The sequence below is a fragment of the Pedobacter sp. L105 genome (assembly GCF_009765875.1).
Lineage (GTDB): Bacteria > Bacteroidota > Bacteroidia > Sphingobacteriales > Sphingobacteriaceae > Pedobacter.
Genome location: NZ_LMUP01000001.1, coordinates 217,592 through 237,590 on the forward strand (window position 1 = coordinate 217,592; position 19,999 = coordinate 237,590).

At 36.8% G+C, this 19,999-nt stretch carries 14 protein-coding genes; 8 read left to right on the forward strand and 6 right to left on the reverse strand.

Annotated elements, in window-relative coordinates; all coding sequences use genetic code 11:
- Together GSQ84_RS01025 and GSQ84_RS01030 are read left to right on the forward strand one after the other, a co-directional pair.
- Nucleotides 1-1,194, forward strand: a complete 1,194-nt coding sequence (locus GSQ84_RS01025; RefSeq protein WP_158795386.1) for a glycosyltransferase — start codon at nucleotides 1-3, stop codon at nucleotides 1,192-1,194.
- A 35-nt stretch (nucleotides 1,195-1,229) separates the two neighbouring features.
- Nucleotides 1,230-2,360, forward strand: a complete 1,131-nt coding sequence (locus GSQ84_RS01030; protein ID WP_158795387.1) for a glycosyltransferase family 4 protein — start codon at nucleotides 1,230-1,232, stop codon at nucleotides 2,358-2,360.
- 8 nt (nucleotides 2,361-2,368) lie between these two features.
- On the opposite strand, the gene GSQ84_RS01035 is transcribed toward GSQ84_RS01030, so the two are convergent.
- On the reverse strand, nucleotides 2,369-3,190 hold the full coding sequence (locus tag GSQ84_RS01035) for a glycosyltransferase family 2 protein (protein WP_158795388.1): 822 nt from the start codon (nucleotides 3,188-3,190) through the stop codon (nucleotides 2,369-2,371).
- 307 nt (nucleotides 3,191-3,497) lie between these two features.
- Between GSQ84_RS01035 and GSQ84_RS01040 the strand changes: the two genes are divergently transcribed.
- From GSQ84_RS01040 to GSQ84_RS01060, 5 genes are all read left to right on the forward strand, one after another.
- Nucleotides 3,498-4,073 (forward strand): gluconate 2-dehydrogenase subunit 3 family protein, encoded by a 576-nt coding sequence (locus GSQ84_RS01040; RefSeq protein WP_158795389.1) that lies wholly within the window; start codon nucleotides 3,498-3,500, stop codon nucleotides 4,071-4,073.
- A 6-nt stretch (nucleotides 4,074-4,079) separates the two neighbouring features.
- Nucleotides 4,080-5,774, forward strand: coding sequence for a GMC oxidoreductase (locus tag GSQ84_RS01045; protein WP_158795390.1), 1,695 nt, complete (start codon nucleotides 4,080-4,082; stop codon nucleotides 5,772-5,774).
- A gap of 235 nt (nucleotides 5,775-6,009) precedes the next feature.
- Entirely contained in the window at nucleotides 6,010-6,879 is an 870-nt protein-coding gene (locus GSQ84_RS01050) for a beta-1,6-N-acetylglucosaminyltransferase (protein ID WP_158795391.1), read from the forward strand.
- A gap of 258 nt (nucleotides 6,880-7,137) precedes the next feature.
- Nucleotides 7,138-8,502, forward strand: a complete 1,365-nt coding sequence (locus tag GSQ84_RS01055) for a lipopolysaccharide biosynthesis protein (protein WP_158795392.1) — start codon at nucleotides 7,138-7,140, stop codon at nucleotides 8,500-8,502.
- A gap of 104 nt (nucleotides 8,503-8,606) precedes the next feature.
- Complete coding sequence (locus tag GSQ84_RS01060; protein WP_158795393.1) at nucleotides 8,607-9,725, forward strand: acyltransferase; 1,119 nt, start codon at nucleotides 8,607-8,609, stop codon at nucleotides 9,723-9,725.
- A 256-nt stretch (nucleotides 9,726-9,981) separates the two neighbouring features.
- Here the strand turns inward: GSQ84_RS01060 and GSQ84_RS01065 are convergent, their stop codons facing one another.
- Nucleotides 9,982-11,265, reverse strand: coding sequence for a hypothetical protein (locus tag GSQ84_RS01065; RefSeq protein ID WP_158795394.1), 1,284 nt, complete (start codon nucleotides 11,263-11,265; stop codon nucleotides 9,982-9,984).
- 1,058 nt (nucleotides 11,266-12,323) lie between these two features.
- On the opposite strand from GSQ84_RS01065, the gene GSQ84_RS01070 reads away from it, so the two are divergent.
- Nucleotides 12,324-13,820: a hypothetical protein gene (locus tag GSQ84_RS01070; protein ID WP_158795395.1), complete on the forward strand. Its 1,497-nt coding sequence runs from the start codon at nucleotides 12,324-12,326 to the stop codon at nucleotides 13,818-13,820.
- A 1-nt stretch (nucleotide 13,821) separates the two neighbouring features.
- Here GSQ84_RS01070 and GSQ84_RS01075 read toward each other — a convergent pair whose 3' ends face one another.
- The 4 genes from GSQ84_RS01075 to GSQ84_RS01090 all read right to left on the reverse strand — a co-directional run bounded on the left by GSQ84_RS01075 (nucleotide 13,822) and on the right by GSQ84_RS01090 (nucleotide 19,769).
- A complete protein-coding gene (locus tag GSQ84_RS01075; protein ID WP_158795396.1) occupies nucleotides 13,822-15,354 on the reverse strand; it encodes a hypothetical protein in 1,533 nt (510 codons plus the stop codon).
- A gap of 78 nt (nucleotides 15,355-15,432) precedes the next feature.
- Nucleotides 15,433-16,260, reverse strand: a complete 828-nt coding sequence (locus GSQ84_RS01080; protein ID WP_158795397.1) for an alpha/beta fold hydrolase — start codon at nucleotides 16,258-16,260, stop codon at nucleotides 15,433-15,435.
- A gap of 20 nt (nucleotides 16,261-16,280) precedes the next feature.
- Complete coding sequence (locus GSQ84_RS01085; RefSeq protein ID WP_216848841.1) at nucleotides 16,281-17,144, reverse strand: beta-1,6-N-acetylglucosaminyltransferase; 864 nt, start codon at nucleotides 17,142-17,144, stop codon at nucleotides 16,281-16,283.
- Nucleotides 17,145-17,165: 21 nt separating this feature from the next.
- A complete protein-coding gene (locus GSQ84_RS01090; protein WP_158795398.1) occupies nucleotides 17,166-19,769 on the reverse strand; it encodes a non-ribosomal peptide synthetase in 2,604 nt (867 codons plus the stop codon).
- Nucleotides 19,770-19,999 lie beyond the last annotated feature (230 nt).

Sequence of the window (19,999 nt, forward strand, 5' to 3'; positions counted from 1 at the left end):
ATGGAAGTGTCGCGTGTGTTATGGATTGTGTTTCAGGTACTGGTAGGGTTTAATCTTGTTCTCCCATTGATACTGTACCTGTTTAAGTTTTTTATCGGTACTAAAATATCTGGTGCCTTAGTTACCGCTGATTATGATTATGCGGTGATTGTTACCGCTTATGAACAAACTACATTGCTGCCATCAGTAGTAGATTCAATCCTGAAGTTAAACTACAGTAATTACATGGTTTATGTGGTAGCTGATAAATGTGATATTTCCTCACTTCATTTTAAGGATGAACGGGTAGTTTTACTAAGACCAGAAGATACTTTGGCCAGCAATACCAAATCCCATTTTTATGCGATCAATCATTTTAAGCGGGCGCATGATTTCCTTACCATTATTGATAGTGATAATTTAGTTGATCCGGAGTATCTGAATGAATTGAATCAATTTTTTGCCAATCAGTTTATTGCTGTACAGGGTGTAAGAAGTGCTAAGAACTTAAATACGAGTTATGCTTGTCTGGATGAGGCTGGTGATATGTATTATCGTTTTATAGACAGGAAGTTATTATTTGATGTAGGGTCATCTGCATCACTGGCAGGTTCAGGCATGGCCTTTAGTACTGCTTTTTATAAAGAGTGCCTGGAATTTCTTGATATTGAAGGAGCCGGGTTTGATAAGGTACTACAGATGGAAATTCTGAACCGTGGAAAGCGTATTGCTTTTGCTGAGAAAGCGATTGTATATGACGAAAAGACCTCCAAATCTGATCAATTGGTTAACCAGCGTGCCCGCTGGATCAACACATGGTTTAAATACGCTGGTAAAGGATTGAAGCTGGTGGGTACAGGACTATTTTCTTTTAACAGAAACCAGTTCTTGTGCGGCCTGGTATTTTCAAGGCCTCCCTTGTTTATTGTTGTAGGTTTATCAGGTCTATGTATGCTGCTCGACCTGTTTCTTTTTCCACAGCAATTACTGTATTGGTTATTTGCAGTTCTTGCATTTTTCTTTGTGTTTTTTGCCGCATTAAACTATTTTAAAGCACCAAAAATTATTTACAGTTCATTGGTAAGAACCCCAATGTTTATTTTCTTCCAGATCATCTCTCTGTTTAAAGCTAAAAAAGCCAATAAGATTTCTACGGCTACACAGCATTATTTCGAGAGCAGTATCGATGATGTAGATCACCAGACCGATAAGTAATTATATTTTGTACCTTAATACTCAGATTTGTTAGCATGGCCCCGATAAAAAAAATAAAGATTTTACAAACGATCAGACAAGGTAAAGTAGGCGGAGGAGAAACCCATGTGCTGGATCTGGTAAAGGAATTGGATAAAGATCAGTTTGAGTCTGTTATTTTATCTTTTACTGAAGGGCCAATGGTAGAGAAATTAAAAGCAGATGGTTTTAAAACTTATGTTGTTCCAACAGAAAAGCCTTTTAATTATAAAGTTTGGGATGCTGTAAAGCAGATACTGAAAGATGAAAAGATCGATCTGGTACATGCGCATGGTACGAGGGCTAATTCAAATACTTATAATCCGGCAAAAAAATTAAATATCCCATCCATCTATACTGTACATGGCTGGTCATTTCATCCTGATCAGCATCCCCTTGTAAAGCTGGTTCGTACATTGAGCGAAAGGTTTCTGGTAAAAGTTGCCCGTAAAACAATTTGTGTTTCGGAAAGTAACCTGAGAGAAGGGGCAAGTAAATTTCCTATGCCCCGTGCAGAGGTAATTGTAAACGGCATTAATCAGGTGAAGTTTAATCCTGACCAGCAGTACAAAGACATTAGAGCAGAGTTTGGGGTAGCTAAGGATCAAATACTGGTAGGTTATATTGCAAGGATCACTGCACAAAAGGAGCCGCTAACTTATTTGCAGGCTATTGCAAAGATACCTGCAGAGTTAAATCTAAAGTTTCTTATTGTAGGAGATGGAGACTTGAAAGCTGAAATGCTGCAGCTGGCAAAAACTTTAAATCTGGAATCCCGGATTATTTTTGAAAATTTTAGGGACGATATTCCCGCTATACTTCATGGGATAGATATTTTCTGCCTTCCATCATTGTGGGAGGGATTACCTATCGCTTTATTGGAAGCTATGGCTATGCGTAAAGCAATTATTGCTACTGCAATTGATGGCACCAAAGATTTGGTAACCGATAAGGTAAACGGGCTGCTTATTTCTACATCTAACCCTGATCAGTTGGCTGAGGCAATTATTTCACTTGCTAAAGATGAAAAACTGCGGGCCGATATGGGGAAAGCAGCGGGGGAATTAATCAAATCAAATTTCAATATTGAAACGATGACAAGAAAAGTGGAAGCTGTTTACAGGAATGTATTAGCTTCCAAAGCGTAATCTTTGACTTATTTCTTTAAGTGATCGAAACTGATATTTTTTTTCAGTCTGTCATAGGTTGCTTTAAAAAGCCCTCCGTCAATCTGAATTCTCCTGTCTGTTGTCCATACAATACTTCTGGTAAGGGTTACCCAATGGAATTTGCCATATCCTTTTTCTCTTAATTTAATAGCCAGCCATCCGTCTTCGTTGGTTCCAGGAGGGTGATTAAAGCCATCTACACTTAAACATTGTTCCCTGCGGCATGCGGAATTGAAACCATATACATTCAACGCTTCTTCTTTATATAATTTGCAGATTGTTCTGTTGACGTCTGAAATATATTCATAAAAAAAATAAACTAACCTTGGCGTTTTAGCAATAGACACAAAAGAGAATTTACCATAGGTAAGACAGATCGACTGATCTTCAATTAAGGGGGTTACCATGTCGTCTATCCAGCTGGGCGGATAAATAGTATCTGCATCTGCATTGATAACGATTTCTCCTTTAGCTATGGCTAATCCTCCATTTCTGGCGTTGGTAATTCCCTGTTTTTTTTCTGTAATACAGGTTACACCACAGTCAATAGCCAGTTTTTCGGTATCATCAACAGAATTGTTATTTACTACGATAACCTCCAATGTATGTTTTGTCAGCGTTTGCGAGAGTGAATATAATGTTTTCAGAATATTTTCCTCTTCATTATAAGCGGGTATAATAATGGATATTAACGGTTTGTTACTCTTCAGTTTTTCGAAACTTTTTGCAATACCAGGAATTTCTCCAGCCAGAGCTGCTCTTCCTTTGTTATACTTTAATATGTTTTTTGGTATGGCTATTGGTCTCATCGCTGTATTCGCTTTTGAAAATGTTAATATTTCATTAAATATAATAAAAGCTATAAGATTGGCGAATTATTTTGATGAATGATCAAAGATATACCTTCAATTGAAGTCAATTTTTTTTGAGGAGATTAATGCAATCTGTTAAAATGTCGAATATAGGGATATTTAAAGTAGTTATAATTAATATATAGAAATATTTAATTAATTTAAATTCATTATTTGAACAGTTTTAAAATATGTTTGCATTTAGTATTTGAAAATTATGTTTTTGATTATATTTACATAAATAGACGTTTAGAAGGATTATCAGATGGATAGAAGGACTACAATAAAAAGCATTATTGTTGTTGCATATGTAGGGTTGTCATCGTTTTCATTTTATAAATGGATTGCTTTGAATTCGGCTATTGATATCCAATCGCTCGATCAAAAAAAATCCCTGATAGCAGAGTTGGGAGAAGTAATCATTCCACGAACGGACACGCCTGGTGCTAAAGATGCCAAAGTAGAGGAATATACGATCCGAATGATTAAATATTGTACTGAACGTATCTCACAGCACAATTTCTTAAACGGCTTAAATGACCTGGAGGTCTACGTACAAAAAAATTATAAACGTGATTTTGCTGCCTGTACAGAAAAAGAAAAAATAGCTGTACTCCAGCATTTTGAAGATAAATCGGTGTTTAAAGTGAAAGTGCTGAATAAAATTAATAACAAGTTTTTTGGTATTCCTTTTTTTGTAAGGCTTAAACAGTTGACTACAGAAGGCTATTGTATTTCAGAACTTGGCGCTACAAAAGGGTTAGCGTATGATTATATTCCCCACATGTATCAACCATGTATCCCATTGACCAAAGACCAGAAATCCTGGGCAACAAAATAAAATTACATGTATATAGCTGGTAATTCAAAAGTAGATTCTTCCTTTGATGCAATTGTCATAGGTTCTGGTATCAGCGGTGGCTGGGCAGCAATGGAGTTATGTAAAAAAGGTATGAAGACATTATTGCTGGAACGGGGCAGGGATGTAAAACATATTGTGGATTACAAGACGGCCAATTTAAATCCATGGGATTTCGAATTTGGACCTAATTTTACTACGAAACATATTCAGCAAAACCCAATGATATCGCAAAATACTTCTCCAGGCGATCAGGATTTCTTTGCAAGCGATGTGGATCATCCTTATCATGCTGAGAAGCCCTTTAGCTGGTTAAGAGGTTATCAGGTTGGAGGAAGGTCTTTGACTTGGGGGCGGCAGTGTTATCGCTGGAGTGACCTCGATTTTGAGGCTAATTTGAAAGATAAAATTGCGGTTGACTGGCCGATACGTTATCAGCATATTGCGCCATGGTATGATTATGTTGAACAGTTTATTGGTGTAAGCGGTAAGGCCGAAAACCTTTCGCAGTTGCCCGATGGTAAATTCCTTCCGCCGATGCAATTAAATTGTATTGAAAATCATTTGGCAGAATCTATCCTTAAGGGAGATCAGCACAGGTTACTCACCATAGCGAGGGTGGCGAACCTGACTAAAGGCTGGGATAGCCGGGGGCCATGTCAAAACCGGAATTTATGTTCGAGGGGTTGTCCTTTCGGTGGTTATTTTAGCAGCAACAGTTCTACTATTCCTGCTGCTTTTCAAACGGGTAATCTTACTTTAAGACCTTATTCTATTGTTGCAGAGTTATTATATGACGAACATCATGATAAAGCAAAAGGTGTACGCGTTATTGATACGCTAACCAATGAAAGCTTTGAATATTTTGCTAAAGTGGTTTTTGTAAATGCTTCTACCATTCCTACAGCAGGTATTCTGCTGAACTCCAAATCCCACAGGTTTCCTGATGGATTTGGTAATGACAGCGGCGAGGTGGGCCATAATTTAATGGATCATCACTCTTCTGCCGGTGCTTATGGCGAGTATGATGGATTTCAGGATCAATATTATAAAGGAAGACGGCCTTGTGGCTTTTTGATTCCAAGATATAGAAATCTCAAACCTCAGCCCGAACTGGGATTTTTGCGCGGGTATAATATACAGGGCGACGGAGAACGTGCAGAATGGGAAGATCGCCAGAATGAACCTGGTTTTGGTGCAGATTTTAAGAAAAGACTGACTACGCCTGGTAAATGGAGTATCTGGATGGCGGGCTGGGGCGAGTGTTTGCCTTATCATGAAAATAAGGTAAGCCTGCATGCCAGTAAAGTCGATAAATGGGGGCTTCCTCAAATGGATATTGATTTTTCATTTAAAGAGAATGAGGCTAAAATGATGGAGGACATAATGAAAACATCTGCTGAAATGTTGTCGGCTGCTGGTTTTAATAATGTAAGTTCATTTAATTATCATAAGCCAGGTGGTTCTACCGTTCATGAAATGGGTACTGCGAGAATGGGCAGAGATCCCAAGACATCTGTAGTAAATGGTAATAATCAAATGCATGCGGCCAAGAATGTGTTTATTACTGATGGAAGTTGTATGACTTCTTCCGCCTGTCAAAACCCGTCATTAACTTATATGGCATTAACTGCACGTGCTTGTGAATTTGCTGCAAGAGAGATGAAAGCCGGAAATATTTGATCATCTTTAATTTAAAGGATATAAAAAAGTAACTGTCATTTCTGATTTTTCTACAGGAGAATTTTCGTCTTTTTAAAGAAACTAATAATTCATCTAATTGCTGCTAAAACCCTCTCTATTAGTATTAAAAGGTGATTAAAATCGGCTTGTGTGACATGTTTGTTACATAAGAAGCTTTATCTTAGATTGATAATACAGTCTAATGACTTCGCCAGATAAATTTGTCCAATAACTTATGCGAATAGCCCATATCATTGCTGCCCATAAAAATCCTCTGCAGATAGAGCGCCTGATCACGGCTATGCATCATCCTAACTTTGATTTTTATATTCATTTAGATAAAAAAGTAGCTATTGCTCCTTTTCAATATCTTGAAGAACTTGGACAGGTGTATTTTATCAAAGATAGAACCTTATGTAATTGGGGTGGATTTAGCTTTGTAGAAGCTCAATTGCGATCAATTGATGAAATTCAGGCAACCGGGTTAGATTATAACTTTATAAATTTAATTAGTGCACAGGATTACCCTATCGTATCAGCTGATAAGCTTTATGAGTTTTTTTTGGTAAATAATGGATCGTCGTTTATATCTTATGATCGTTCGAGGAATTCGGATTGGTGGAAAGAAGCTGAAAATCGCTACAAATCGTTTCATTTTACAGATATGAACTTTAAGATGAAATATCTGATTCAAAAAATTGCAAACAAATTGATTAGTGAACGCAAGTTTCCACTGCCTATAAAATTATATGGGGGTAACAGATCTTGCTGGTGGACCATTACATCAGAAGCTGCAGCTTATCTATCGGCTTATTTTAAGGCAAACCCTAAAATGATGCGTTTTTTAAGATTAACCTGGGGTTCGGATGAATTTATTATGGCCAGTATATTAATGAATTCTCCTTACAAAGATAAGTTGGTCAACGAAAATTACCGGTACATTGATTGGTCTGGCGGCAAAGCTCATCCAGAAATCTTAAAGGTCAAAGATGCTGAAGCGATCATTCATTCAGGAATGTTATTCGCGAGAAAATTCGATCTGGAAACTGATTCCGATATATTACATCTTTTAGATCAAAATATACTGTCTCAAAAACTTACTTAATAGTTTTAAGTATTTAATCTGTCTTTCAGGTTTAATCCGGCGAGCTGTTCATCCATTATTTTGTTTGATAAATCATCGCAATCCTGATCTTATATTGAATAATTATGGTTAAATTGATGCAGGAGTAGATTTTAGATTGTTTACTTCTTTTTGAAATAAAACTTCTGGTTTTATTTAAATGTAATGCCAAAAGACCTTTTTTACTAAATTTTATCGGATATTCACGAGTCTTAAAATACGCAGTAGTCAGAACACATTATGTCTTTAATAAAAACGGTACTTTCCACATTTAAAAATATACATTTTCAATCTTTATTGGGGAATGGAGTGATGGCTACTTTTGGAATGGTGACCATGGCTATTTTATATAGGGCAATGTCAGTTAATGATATCGGAGTTTATGTATTCTTTATGACGATATGGGGATTGATTGATACGTTAAGGTCGGGATTTTTAACCAATGCATTTATTAAATTTTATTCGGGTACAGAGCAAAATAGGGCAGAAGTGGTAGCGGGCTCTGCATGGGTATTGTCTCTATGTATAACTGCTGTATTAATTTTGATTAATATTCCCACATACCTTCTTTCTTCTCATCTGCAGAATGAAGGGATGATTTTATTTCTTAAATATTTTTCACTAATATCTATATCAACCCTGCCATCATTTATGGCGAATATTATTGTACAAGGGGATAAAAGATTTGATCGGTTATTATGGTTAAGGCTGATTAACCAAGTTCTTTTTACCGGGATTGTAATCGCAATGACGATGATGAAAATCTCTACCCTGACAAATGTTATACTGGCTTATATTTTCTCTAATATGGTGGCCAGTCTGGCTGTTATGTTTATGGGCTGGACAATGATTGGCTCAATAGTGAAGTGGTCCAGAGAAGCTTTTCTCGAGCTTTTTCATTTTGGTAAATATAGTGTGGGTACGAATGTGGGATCTAACCTTTTCAAAGTAACAGATACTTTCTTTATCAATTTCTTTTTGGGCCCTGCGGCTCTGGCCGTTTATAATTTGGGTGGGAGATTAATCCAGATCATTGAAATGCTTTTACTTAGTTTTGCCGCATCAGGACTGCCAAGTCTGTCCGTCTACTATAATCATGGCCAAAAGGCAGAAATGATGCATGTAATGAAAAAGCTGGTTGGAATGCTTTCGATAGTTATTTTTGGCATCGCTATACTCTCAATTATTTTTGCTGAACCACTTATTCACTTGATTGGCGGGGAACGATATGTTCATACTGAGGCACCTAATTTGTTCCGGATATTTATGAGTATGGCTGTTCTTTATCCTACAGATCGCTTTTTCGCATTAACATTAGAGGTGATCCATAAACCTAAAATAAATTTTTATAAAATACTAATTATGCTTTTGGCCAATTTAGCAGGCGATTATATAGGCGTAACTATTTTCAAATCGATATACTCTATTGTAATCGCGAATATCTTTCCTTTGCTGATGGCCATAGTTATTACTTATATACCATTGAATAAATATTCTAAGTTTAAATTCTGGGAAATGTACATTATTGGGTATAAGGAAGTCATCATATTCATTAAACAAATTTATTCCACTTTATTTATTAAAAGTAAGGTAGAAAATAATTAGTGGTTATCTATAGTTAGTTTACCTATATCAGTCCGGATACCTAAAAAGTCATCTTGTTTTTCATATATTTAGAGCTTTTAATGTCTGATTAATTTCTCTAATACATGCTGAAAGCTCAATTCCAATATTTTAAGAATCTTGACGGCCTAAGATTTTTATGCTTCTTATCAGTATATTCGGTTCATACTTTTCATGTATCCAATCCCGAAATAAAATCAAATTTCTTTTACAGGATAATTGTTGATGGTCTGTTTACAAATGGAGGTTTAGGCGTTAATTTTTTCTTCGTATTAAGTGGATTTTTAATCACTTACTTATTGATCCTTGAAAAACAATCAAGTGGTAGTATTAATATATATCACTTTTGGTTCAAAAGGGTAATAAGAATATGGCCTTTGTATTTTGCCTGTGTTTTTTTTGGTTTTATTATATTCCCCTATATCAAAAATCATTTAGGTCAAACTGTGAGCGAATCTGCTGACCCAAAACTTTATATGCTCTTTCTGGGGAACTTTGATATATTAAAAAACGGCTGGCCTGATTCTACAGAACTTGGAGTATTGTGGAGTGTTTCTATTGAGGAGCAGTTTTACCTGGTTTGGCCTATACTATTATATCTTATTCCAATTAAGAAGTACTGGATGATTTTTATAGTTGTAATTGTAGTGAGTCTTATTTTCAGATCCCTGAATGACACTAAGCTTGATTATTATTATCATACACTTTCATGTATTTCAGACATGGCTGTTGGAGGGTTTGGAGCGTGGTTAATTCATGTTCATAAAGTAAAAAAACTAATAACCGATCTGAGTAAATCCAGGATAGTTTTTATCTACCTATTTTTTATCGCCTTATTCATCTTTAGGGAGCAAATATTAAATCAGTTCTATTTTACGAGAATTATAGAAAGACTGATTATTTCTATTTTTATCATACTCATCATACTTGAACAGAATTATAGTGCTAACTCTTTTTATAAGATGGGAAATTTCAAATGGATTTCAAAATTGGGTTTAACAACTTATGGTATGTATATGCTGCATATTATTGCATTTCTTATTATCACTACAGTGCTTAAAATGCTCAAAGTTTATGATAATACTTATGTTCTGGTATTTGTAGGACCTGCTTTAGGATTGGTTTTAACAATAATTATGAGCAAAATCAGTTTTGAATTTTTTGAAAAACCATTTCTCAAACTAAGGAAGTATATTAAGAATTAAATGCTTTGCAGGTTCTTAATCTAAGCAAAATAGGCATAGGTAGAACGCATTTGATTTAGGGAAGGACTGGCCTTTACATTTGTGATGAGAAGGTTTGATGCTAAGGGTTTTGAGCCAATCACGTAGGAGTGATACATTTCAATTTGCAATTCAGCATGTCATAAGCTGTTCAGGATATGCCAATGACTTGAAAATAAAAGAGCTGATCTTATTAGGGTCAGCTCTTTTTGAAAGGTATTAGAAAGGATTTAAAATATTATTGTTGTATAGCTAATGCATTTACATTAATGCCGGCAGCAGCTGCGCTAGCATAGTAAGTGTTATTGGTAACAACAGGAACTAGACTAGCTTCCGGGTTTACAAAATAACTATTGATAAAAGGAGCATCAAAGTTGAAACCGGTATTGCTGTATACCTGGCAAGTTCCGCCAAATAAGCTATAAACATCCACTATAACACCAATCCAGTCTTTGCTTGTATTTAAGGTTCCACAGATGTTGCTGTATACTTTACAATCGGCATATGTAGTTTTACCAGCAACCATTTGGTCTGCAAATCCCTGACATTCAAATGCGGAATATTTTCTCGAGTTAACTACCGTGTTATTGTAGATCAGTACTTGTTTAGGCGTTGTGCCTAAACTTCTTGCCCAAGCCCTTAGTGCATTACCCTGGTGATTAGTTACGAGGTTGTGGTGAAATTGACCATTTCCCTGCATAGTAAAAATACCATTATGATTATTGTTGGTAGTGTTAATGTTGTTGATGGTGTTGTGGTGAACGTTATAATCATCTGCCAGCCCTACATTTACAACATCACCACAGTTTGAGGCAGAGAAGTTTAAATAGGCAATTTCTAATCCTTTTAGTACTCCGGTTACTGAACCATTATTTACGCCTCCTGGAACCTGTAAAAAGGATTGAGTATTTACACAGTCTATATTTAAGAATTTAAGGTTGCTGGAATAAGTAGAAGTTGAACTGGCATTATATACAATTGAAGAGTTGTCCATGTATACAGTGTAATCACCGCCATTTTTAAAGGAGAAGTTTTGTACTGTAAGGTCATGTACCACACCGCTGATTATAATTGATCTGTGCGCCGTATTATCCCTTAAGAGAAAGCCTCTTGTGATGCCAGCTGTTCCTGCTCCTGATATAGTAAGGTTACCAACATTTTTTAAGACCATTTGATCATTGCTTCCTGCGATTTGAACCTGACCATTATTTTGAACAGTGATAGGACAGCCTGAGTTGATGTTTGATATATTGATACTGGTATATGTACCTGCCTTTACCTGAATTACATCATTACATTTGACACCGATTACAGCGCCATCAATAACAAGGTCTCCTGTTCCTGTACCTACAGCAACAGATCTGCCTGCAGCGGCAGTAGTAGCCGGAGTTTTTACCACCGTGTCTACAACAACTGGTTTTGCAGCCGAAGGATTTGATGTAACACCATCCATTTTTGAACAAGAAGTAATTACGAATAATATGAATGCTGAGAGTGCTAATAATCCTGATGTCTTTTTCATAATAAGAGTTGTGATGTTAGTTTCGTAATTAGATAATGCTCGCTTTACGGTAAAGCCTGTATTGTTGATTTTTTATGTTCGTTTCTCTATTCCAATGATAAAGAAAATAAATGGCATGCAAGAACTTTTTGGGAAATGAAGTGGGATAAATTCTTTAAACGAGTAAAATTGGGGATTAAAATACCCGCATTAGATTGTTGTCTATTTTGATTCTGTGAGATGACAAGGGCTTTAAATTCGAAAAAAAGTACATTCTCATACTCGGAGTGAAGATTTCTTTACTGATCAAGCGTCTGTTCCATCTTTTAGGAGCCGAAATCACAATTGTTTTTTTTATTTTAAATTTTAATGTGATTTTAACGCCAGATTGTAATTTTTATATGGAAAACGTTAAAAAAATGAACAATAACTGGGAGGTTGAGGGGTTTAAATTCCCCAAAAATTCCTAAAAGTACCCAATGTGCCGTGGTTTTTTTTTAAAAAGTTGAAATCAAAACCTTTCATTTGTTTATACTGTAACGAAAATGAGACTATTGATTTTTGAATCTTAAATTAGAATTTCCTAATGAATTGCGCCGGATTTATTAAGATAAGTACCGTTTTCCCTGGGAATAGTAGAAATAAAAGTATAAGAAGTTCTTGAGACAAGCCACACGTAGAAAAATCCACTTGAATTTTTATTGGATGGTATTAATCATGATTGTAGTGGATGTTTTTTCTACGGTTTGTCAAGTTGCATTAAAATGATTAGTGATGATGCTTTTTTTACCTGAAAAAATTCAGTAGAAAAATTTATAATTAATAAATGCCTGCATAAGTTCGTGTCATTGCTTTATTCTTTTTTTGAGTAGAGAGCATCTTCCTTAAAAAAGAATGATTCTTATTGATAATATATTTTGTTATGTTATATTAGCCTGTATATTTTATAAAACTGCATGAAAATAGCCTCTCTGCCCAATTGTTTAATAGCCTTACTTGTATGTTGCTCTTTATTTAGCTGTCAACACGATGAACAGCATACTGTAAGTGTCAATAAATTAAGGTATAAAAATATAAAAATGAAAGACCTGTTTGGGGTAAATGCCTTTGAATGGGATTTTTTACAGGATCCGCATAACCCGAATGATGGCAGCAAGGTTTATGAACCAAAAATGCAGCTGATGAAATCATTTTCTGCGGTCCGTCATTATATGGATTGGGAAAAGCTGGAAGATACACAGGGAACTTATTCTTTTAATCCTACTAAAAGAGGTGGATGGAATTATGATGCTGTTTATGCAAGATGTAAGCAAGAGGGAATAACAGTATTGGTTTGTATGAAAAATACTCCCGACTGGCTATATAAAACTTATCCGGCAGGAAAGCAGGATGCGGATGATATTCCGGTAAAATATGGTTCCAATAGGGAAGACCCAAAATCCTATATCGCTCAGGCCCGTGCAATTTATCAGTTTGCCGCCAGATATGGATCTAACAAAAATATTGATACTACAGGTATCCATTTAAATCACCAGCCGCGCTGGTCTGGTGATCAGATAAATAAAATAAAGGTTGGATTGAACCTGGTTAAATATGTAGAATGTAATAATGAACCTGATAAATGGTGGAAAGGTAAAAGGGCCCAGCAGACAGGCAGGGAGTATGCGGCTAATCTTTCAGCTTTTTATGATGGCAATAAAGGTAAACTGGGTAAAAATGTAGGGGTTAAAGCGGCCGACCCGAATATGAAGGTTGTGATGGGTGGACTGGCCAAAGCCGACGTAAAGTTTGTGCATGAAATGATTGACTGGTGTAAAGAAAACCGGGGGTTGAAACCAGATGGAAGTGTAGACCTATGTTTTGATGTAGTTAATTTTCACATGTATTCCAACGATAATATTGGCTGGTATGATAAATTGAAATATAAATTTAAATCTAAAAAAAGCGGTGTAGCCCCTGAAACAAATTCTATGGGTGAAATGGCTGATAGTTTTGTAGCCTTAGCTGGGGAGTTAGGGAAAAATATGGAGGTGTGGACCACGGAAACGGGCTATGACCTTAGAGATGGAAGTATTCAGGGTGTAAAAACTATAGAGGGAAAATCGGCGATGCTTACACAGGCGGATTGGATTTTAAGAACTTCTTTAATGTATGCCAGGCATGGTATTAATCGTGTGTTTTTCTATGAGGCTTATGATTCTGATGCTCCGGGATCTGATTCAAAGAATCCTTTTGGAACTTCCGGTTTGTTAAACGAGGGTAGCAGGCGCCCGTCAGCAGATTATCTTTTGCAGGTAACTAAACTGATGGGAGAATATGTCTATGACAATACGGTTAGCCAAGATCCCGCTGTTGATATCTATAAGTTCAGGGATAAAACGATGTATGTATTGGTAGTGCCTGATGAAAATGACAGAAGGGAAGATTATACACTCAACCTGAAAAAGGCAAAAAAAGCACGTATCTATACACTCCAGCCTGGTGCCAATGCCATGACTTTTAAAGATTATGAAACTTCCCATGGCAATTTAACTGTACATGTAACTGAGACACCTGTTTTTGTAGAGGCGCTGTAAATTAAAATTTAATAGGCTGCCCTGCATAATTGCAAACGTGCATTTTATGGTTGCCTGTTTGTATAGCGTCTCCCAGCTGCATACGGTAAAATAATGTTTGAGGTGACTGAACTGTATTCAGCAGGTGCAACTGCCATGTTTTGCCGTCGCCGCTTAATGAAATTACTTTATTTCCAGGAACGTCATAACCTTCTATTTTAGATTGTGTAACCGGTTTATCGTACAAGAGCAGTATGATTTTTCCCTTTGCAACAATACTGGTGATTTGCGGAGGCAGCGCATCCTGATATGGATCAATTACTTTAGAACGGTCTGTTTTATAAATATTTATTAAGCCGGTTAAAGGATTAAAAGTAATATCATTGCTACCCTGTCCGTGTACGGTACTGATAGTTCCACCGGTAATTTTAAGGCTTAGATTTCTTGAAACTACATTAGGATCTACATTTTTCATATCCAGGATGATGATGAATTTTTTTGTAGCCGCGTCATAATGTTTGGAAATGACAATTACAGCTGCCTTGGTTTGTTCATAATTCATCAGGTCTTTGGAAGAAGTGATCCATGCGCTGTCATGGTTCCCCGGGTGGTTCTGAATATAGGTTAGGAAAGCGAAGAAATTATCGGGAGCATCTTTACTCTCTTTAAATGGTCCATGGCTAAAAGCCGCTCCGATTGGTTTTTTGCCTGTATTTGAACCACTAAATATCTCGTCTATAAAATTTTCGGAAACTTTTAGCTCGGCACTGTTCCATTGGTCACCCAGGTTATATCTTGAAACCAATACTTTATTGAAATTCTGTGTAGTCATGGGAATAAAACTTCCCCATGAAATATTTTGGTTCCCAGGGTCGTTGTTTCCATCAGGAACGGGCTCTCCGAATTGTGACGTGATTAAATGATAACCCAATTGCAGACCGCTTGTTACATAACCTTCATCATTCGATGGGACTGCAATCTCTGTCATTCTATAGTGAGTATGTGTCCACATATTTTTTTCCGCATCTTTAATGGCTTTTAACTTGTCTGTACCACCATGAAAAAGCGAATGGTTCATGAAAGCATGTCCTTTAGCAATGATTTGATTGATCTGATCCCAGCTAGTTACGTTTTCCAGGTCGGTGGTATGACCTTCGTTGGGATTAATGGCAAATGAGTATTTATAGCCTATTTTTTTTCCTGTGCCGTCTGTATAAGTAAAACCAGGATAAGTTTTACCATTGACCACACCACCGCTTAAAATCTTCAGCACCATGGTATAGTCTGTTATGGAGGCATCATCTTTCATCAGCATCAAACCTTTATTCTTATCATATGGCAGATCTGTAAAATAGAAATCGGGCTTAATGGCTTTTTTCATCTCTATTTCCAGCCTCACATATCTTGCCGTATCCCCCAAGGGAAGTTTTGGGGCAATATATATTGAAGCCGTTTCTTTAGCTGCTCCTGCAGGAAGAGGATGATTGCAATACGGGATGTGCGCACTTACCAGTACAACAACATATTTTAATGCTTTGTGAAGCGTATGTAGCATTTACAATTTTTATTTATACTACTAATATAAGTTCATTTGGATGAAATTACGATGATGGTTTAGGATATTCGAGCTTAATTAATATGTATTTGTTTTCTGATAATCACTGCTGAAAAAATTATTGACATAATGTTCAAATTTCCATCGGTGTTCAAATAGGGTTCCGTGACCCGAATTGTCAAGAATCCATAGATTTGCCTGAGGAATATTTTTATAGATAGCGGTAAGATGGTCTTTTCTGATCATATCATGATCACCACCCATTACTAAAACCGGGCATTTTATATGATGGAGTGATGAAAGCGTGATATGAGGCTGATCCCAGTCTAACATGAAAAACTTCCAGTCCTCTTTTTCCTGAGCTGTTTTTCTTGGATTGTTAACGGTTAGCGTATATTTTTTATTTTCTTCTTCCCATATTTTAGGATCTATAGCGGTAGAATCGGGCCACAGATTCGGGCCGGAGGCAGCGATCTTTTTCACTTTTTCAGGGTGGCGCATAGCCATCAGTAATGCGTTAATGCCGCCGTCACTCCAGCCGATGATATAAGCCGAATCGATATGCAAGGTATCCAGTAAGGCGGCATAATCATCGGCCATCATTTCAAAACTTAAAGAATCTTTACTGTCGTAAGAATTACCCTGAGAACGGCCATCAGCAACGATTACCTGATAATGGTCTGAAAAATAGGGAATGATACCTGCAAATGTTTTAATGCTGCCTTCATTTCCGTGGATCATTAACATCGGCTTTCCTGTGCCATAAGTCTCACAATACATCTTAAATCCGCGGATATTATAATATCTGCCTGCTTTTTTGTTATTTCCATAGGAAGGAGGGCTACACCCTGATATGATGATTAATACGGATAAACAGCAAAAAAGCACGACAGTAATCTTTATCATATGATTTTTTAATTATTTAGTTACTCCTTGTATTCATTGATGTCAGCCAGTTGATCCAGATAATCCAGTATCTCACTATCCACTTCAGCGCTAAACTTACGGGCATAAAATTTACCTGAGTCTGCTAATATTTTTTTATCCTGTATGGTTAGTGTTTTTGGTCTTGAGCCGCCTTTATCAAACCTGATATAGCGCAGGTGATCATTTACGATCGTATCTTTCAGCTTTGAATTTAACAGAATGGTTTGAAAAACCAGTTCATCAACACCCCATGTCATCCTGAAAAACCTTCTTACTGCATTATTCTTTTTTAGATAATCGAGAGTGTATCTGATGCATTCCGGAGTCATGGTAAGCCATTGGGAAAAACCATAGGGTTCTAATTTATTGGGTAATTTCCGGTCTGGCAGGAAACGGTTCATTAAAGACTGAACCTGGAATTTAAGAGGCAAATTGTAATCCCCAAGGTTGTATTTGGTAAACCTGGATTTTGATTCCTGCCATTCACTATCAATATGGCGGAAGCGCATAAATGTTTTATCAGCATGTGCGAACAGGAATTTTTGGATCGTACCTGCGCTTTTAAGTGGATAATCCACACCACTCAGCAAATTGATATGGCTATAAGCTTTTCCCGTTTCCAATATTTCTTCAAAGCTCTTTAAGGTGGCTTTGACCATGCTGTAATCGCCCCATATAATAGCCGTTCTGTTGCTGATGAAATAAACATTTTCCAATGCTTTCAGATGCAGGAATGGGGTCAGGTCTTTTTTCTTGTCCAGATGGATGTAAATATCTGTATCTGTGTAAATGAGACGTTTGATTAGACGTTCCAATTGTAGTTGATTGTCGTGGGCAAGAATTAAATGTGCTAATCTCATCATATTATTATGCCGTGTTCATCATTACAGTAGTTGGATTTTGTTTAATCTTTGTTGCAATACTTCTGCCAAAACTTTATCATTGGGTGCGCTGAACATTTCTTTATGATCGCCAGGCACATTGAAAACGCTTACTCCTTTGGTCGCATATTTTCCCCATCCCAGATATTTAGGATCGTCTACATAATACATTCTGGTACCAGCCCTGAATAAATCAATTTTAACATCCAGAGGTTTTATTTTGTAATTATAAAATGCAGCGTATAAGCGTTTTACAATTTCCTGCATAAAATCTGGCAGCTCATTAGAGTCATAGACTTCCAATAAACCTTTTTTGCTGACAGGGAGGTTTAATTTCTGCGTATAATACGCTTTAAGGTATTCCATAGTCAGCACAGGATGAGTAAGTAATGTATTTGTCCTGAAGAAAAGTTTATGAACTTGTCTGCTAACCTTTACAGCTATTTTTTTTGCCGTAGGGTATTGATGGGTTGGATATTGAATATTGGTATCGAACATACCCAAAAAGCATACTTCTTTCCCCATCTTTTTTAACTGTCTGGCCATTTCGAAGGCTATAACTCCTCCAAAAGAGTAACCTGCTATAGCATAGGGGCCTGAGGGATTATGTTTAATAATCTCGCGGATATAAAATTCGGCAATAGCCTCCATATTATCCAATGGTTCAACAGTACCATCTAGCCCAACTGCCTGCAATCCGTACACAGGCTGGTCGGGGTCTAAATTCGAAACCATACTGTATAAATTCAATATGTTTAAGCCAATGCCGTGCACAATATACAAGGGCGGCTTAGTTCCTTCAGGTTTAATTGCGGCAAGTGATTTATAGGGTGAATCTGGCTTGTCATTTTCCAGATAAGTAGCAAGCTGTTTAATGGTAGGACATCCGATCAGGATGGATAGCGGGATTCTTTTTCCCAGCTGTTTTTCAATCTGTACCATTATTTTAACAGCAATCAGCGAATCTATTCCTAACTCAAAAAAGTTATCATTGATACTGATTTCACTCAGCGCTATATTCTGAAGGCAAATTTTCGTTAACAGGACTTCCATCTCTGTATTTGGAGACTTAAATTCATGGAGACCCGGTTCTCTGAGAATAGGATCAGGTAGTGATTTCCTGTCTACCTTTCCATTTGCCATGAGTGGAATAGCAGGGATAACCATATAGTTATCCGGCATCATATATTCCGGGATAACTTTTTTTAGTTCTTCCTTCCATCCTTTTATGCGTTCTGCATTCCTTGTAGCATCTGCGTTATAGTCTGAAACGATGTAAGCAACCAGGTGCATATTTTCCAGTGCATCTTTGAAGAGTACAACAATAGCCTCTTTAATATGATCCAGGTTTTTTAACTTGAATTCGATCTCTTCAGTTTCAATGCGGTAGCCCCGGATCTTTATCTGGTGATCAATCCTGCCCAGGCAGTGTATCTCCCCGTTTTCCAGCCATTTTCCAAGATCGCCGGTTTTATACATTTTCTCACCCGCTATTGTCGAAAAGGTATTGTCAATGAATTTTTCTTCTGTTAGATCTGGTTTATTGATATAGCCAAGGGCAACACCGGCACCGGCTATACAAATTTCACCAACTTCACCATTGGGCACTTCTTTTTGATGTTCGTCCAGGATATACACCTGTGTATTTAAAATAGGTTTTCCTATCGTGATGATTTCATCATTGAGGGTTACCTGTTTAATGATAGAATAAATGGTGGTTTCTGTAGGGCCATACATGTTCCATAAGGAATTGCATTTACCCAGGAGTTTTCTGGCGAGATCTTTTGCCATAGCTTCTCCACCGCAGAAAACTTTTATCGAAAGAGGTTCATCCCATCCGGCTTCCAGCATCATGCGCCACATAAAAGGGGTTCCCTGCATAATGGTCACCTGCTCGGCTTTAGCGAGTTCCAATAAAGAACGGCCATCTTTAGCTGCCTGGGCTTCTGCAATGATCATGGTAGCACCACTAATCAGGGGGAGAAATACCTCCAGCTCAGCAATATCAAAGGAAATTGTAGTAGTGGCCAGAATAATATCATCACTATTCATTCCCGGTTCCTGCTGTACGCTCAGTAGCAGGTTCAGTAAGCTGGAATGTTTAACTTGCACACCTTTTGGGTTCCCAGTTGATCCGGAAGTGTATAATATATAAGCAAGACTATCTGCTGGAATCTCTATTTCTAAGTTTTCAACCGGATATTTTTCATAAATCCCCCTTATTTCCTCCAGAGTGATCACCTCTGTTTCTGGCCGATATTTGTCGCGGAAGTTCTCTGAAGTGACTAAAACTGTTGCCCCGGCATCTTTGAGCATATAGTTGATACGTTCAATCGGGAAATTATAATCAATAGGTAAATACGTTGCACCGACTTTTATCAAGGCAAGCAATGTGATAGGTAAAGATGCAGATCTTTCAACCGCTACACCAACCATATCTCCTGGTTTGATGTTTCGTTCTATAAAATAGTGAGCGAGCTGATTGGCAATTTCATTGACTGTTTTATAGGTGAACGTCCTTGAACCATGTTTAATTGCAACTTTATCGGGCGACTTGACCGACTGAGCGTCTATTAATTGGTCAAGTCTATATATATTTTTATGCACAAAATTCTTTTTAAGATTTATTGGGGAAAATATCCAGATGTTACTAATTTATAAAAAATTCGATAATTAGTTCGTATCATTTATAAGACCATTTCATTTGTAGTTAAAGCAAAAGTATACTGTCATTTTACATCTATCGGTGTTGGCATACTTTTATAAGTAACACTTATTAATTTTACTACAAAATCACTTTTTTAATGTATATTGATAATATCATGCCAAACATATTT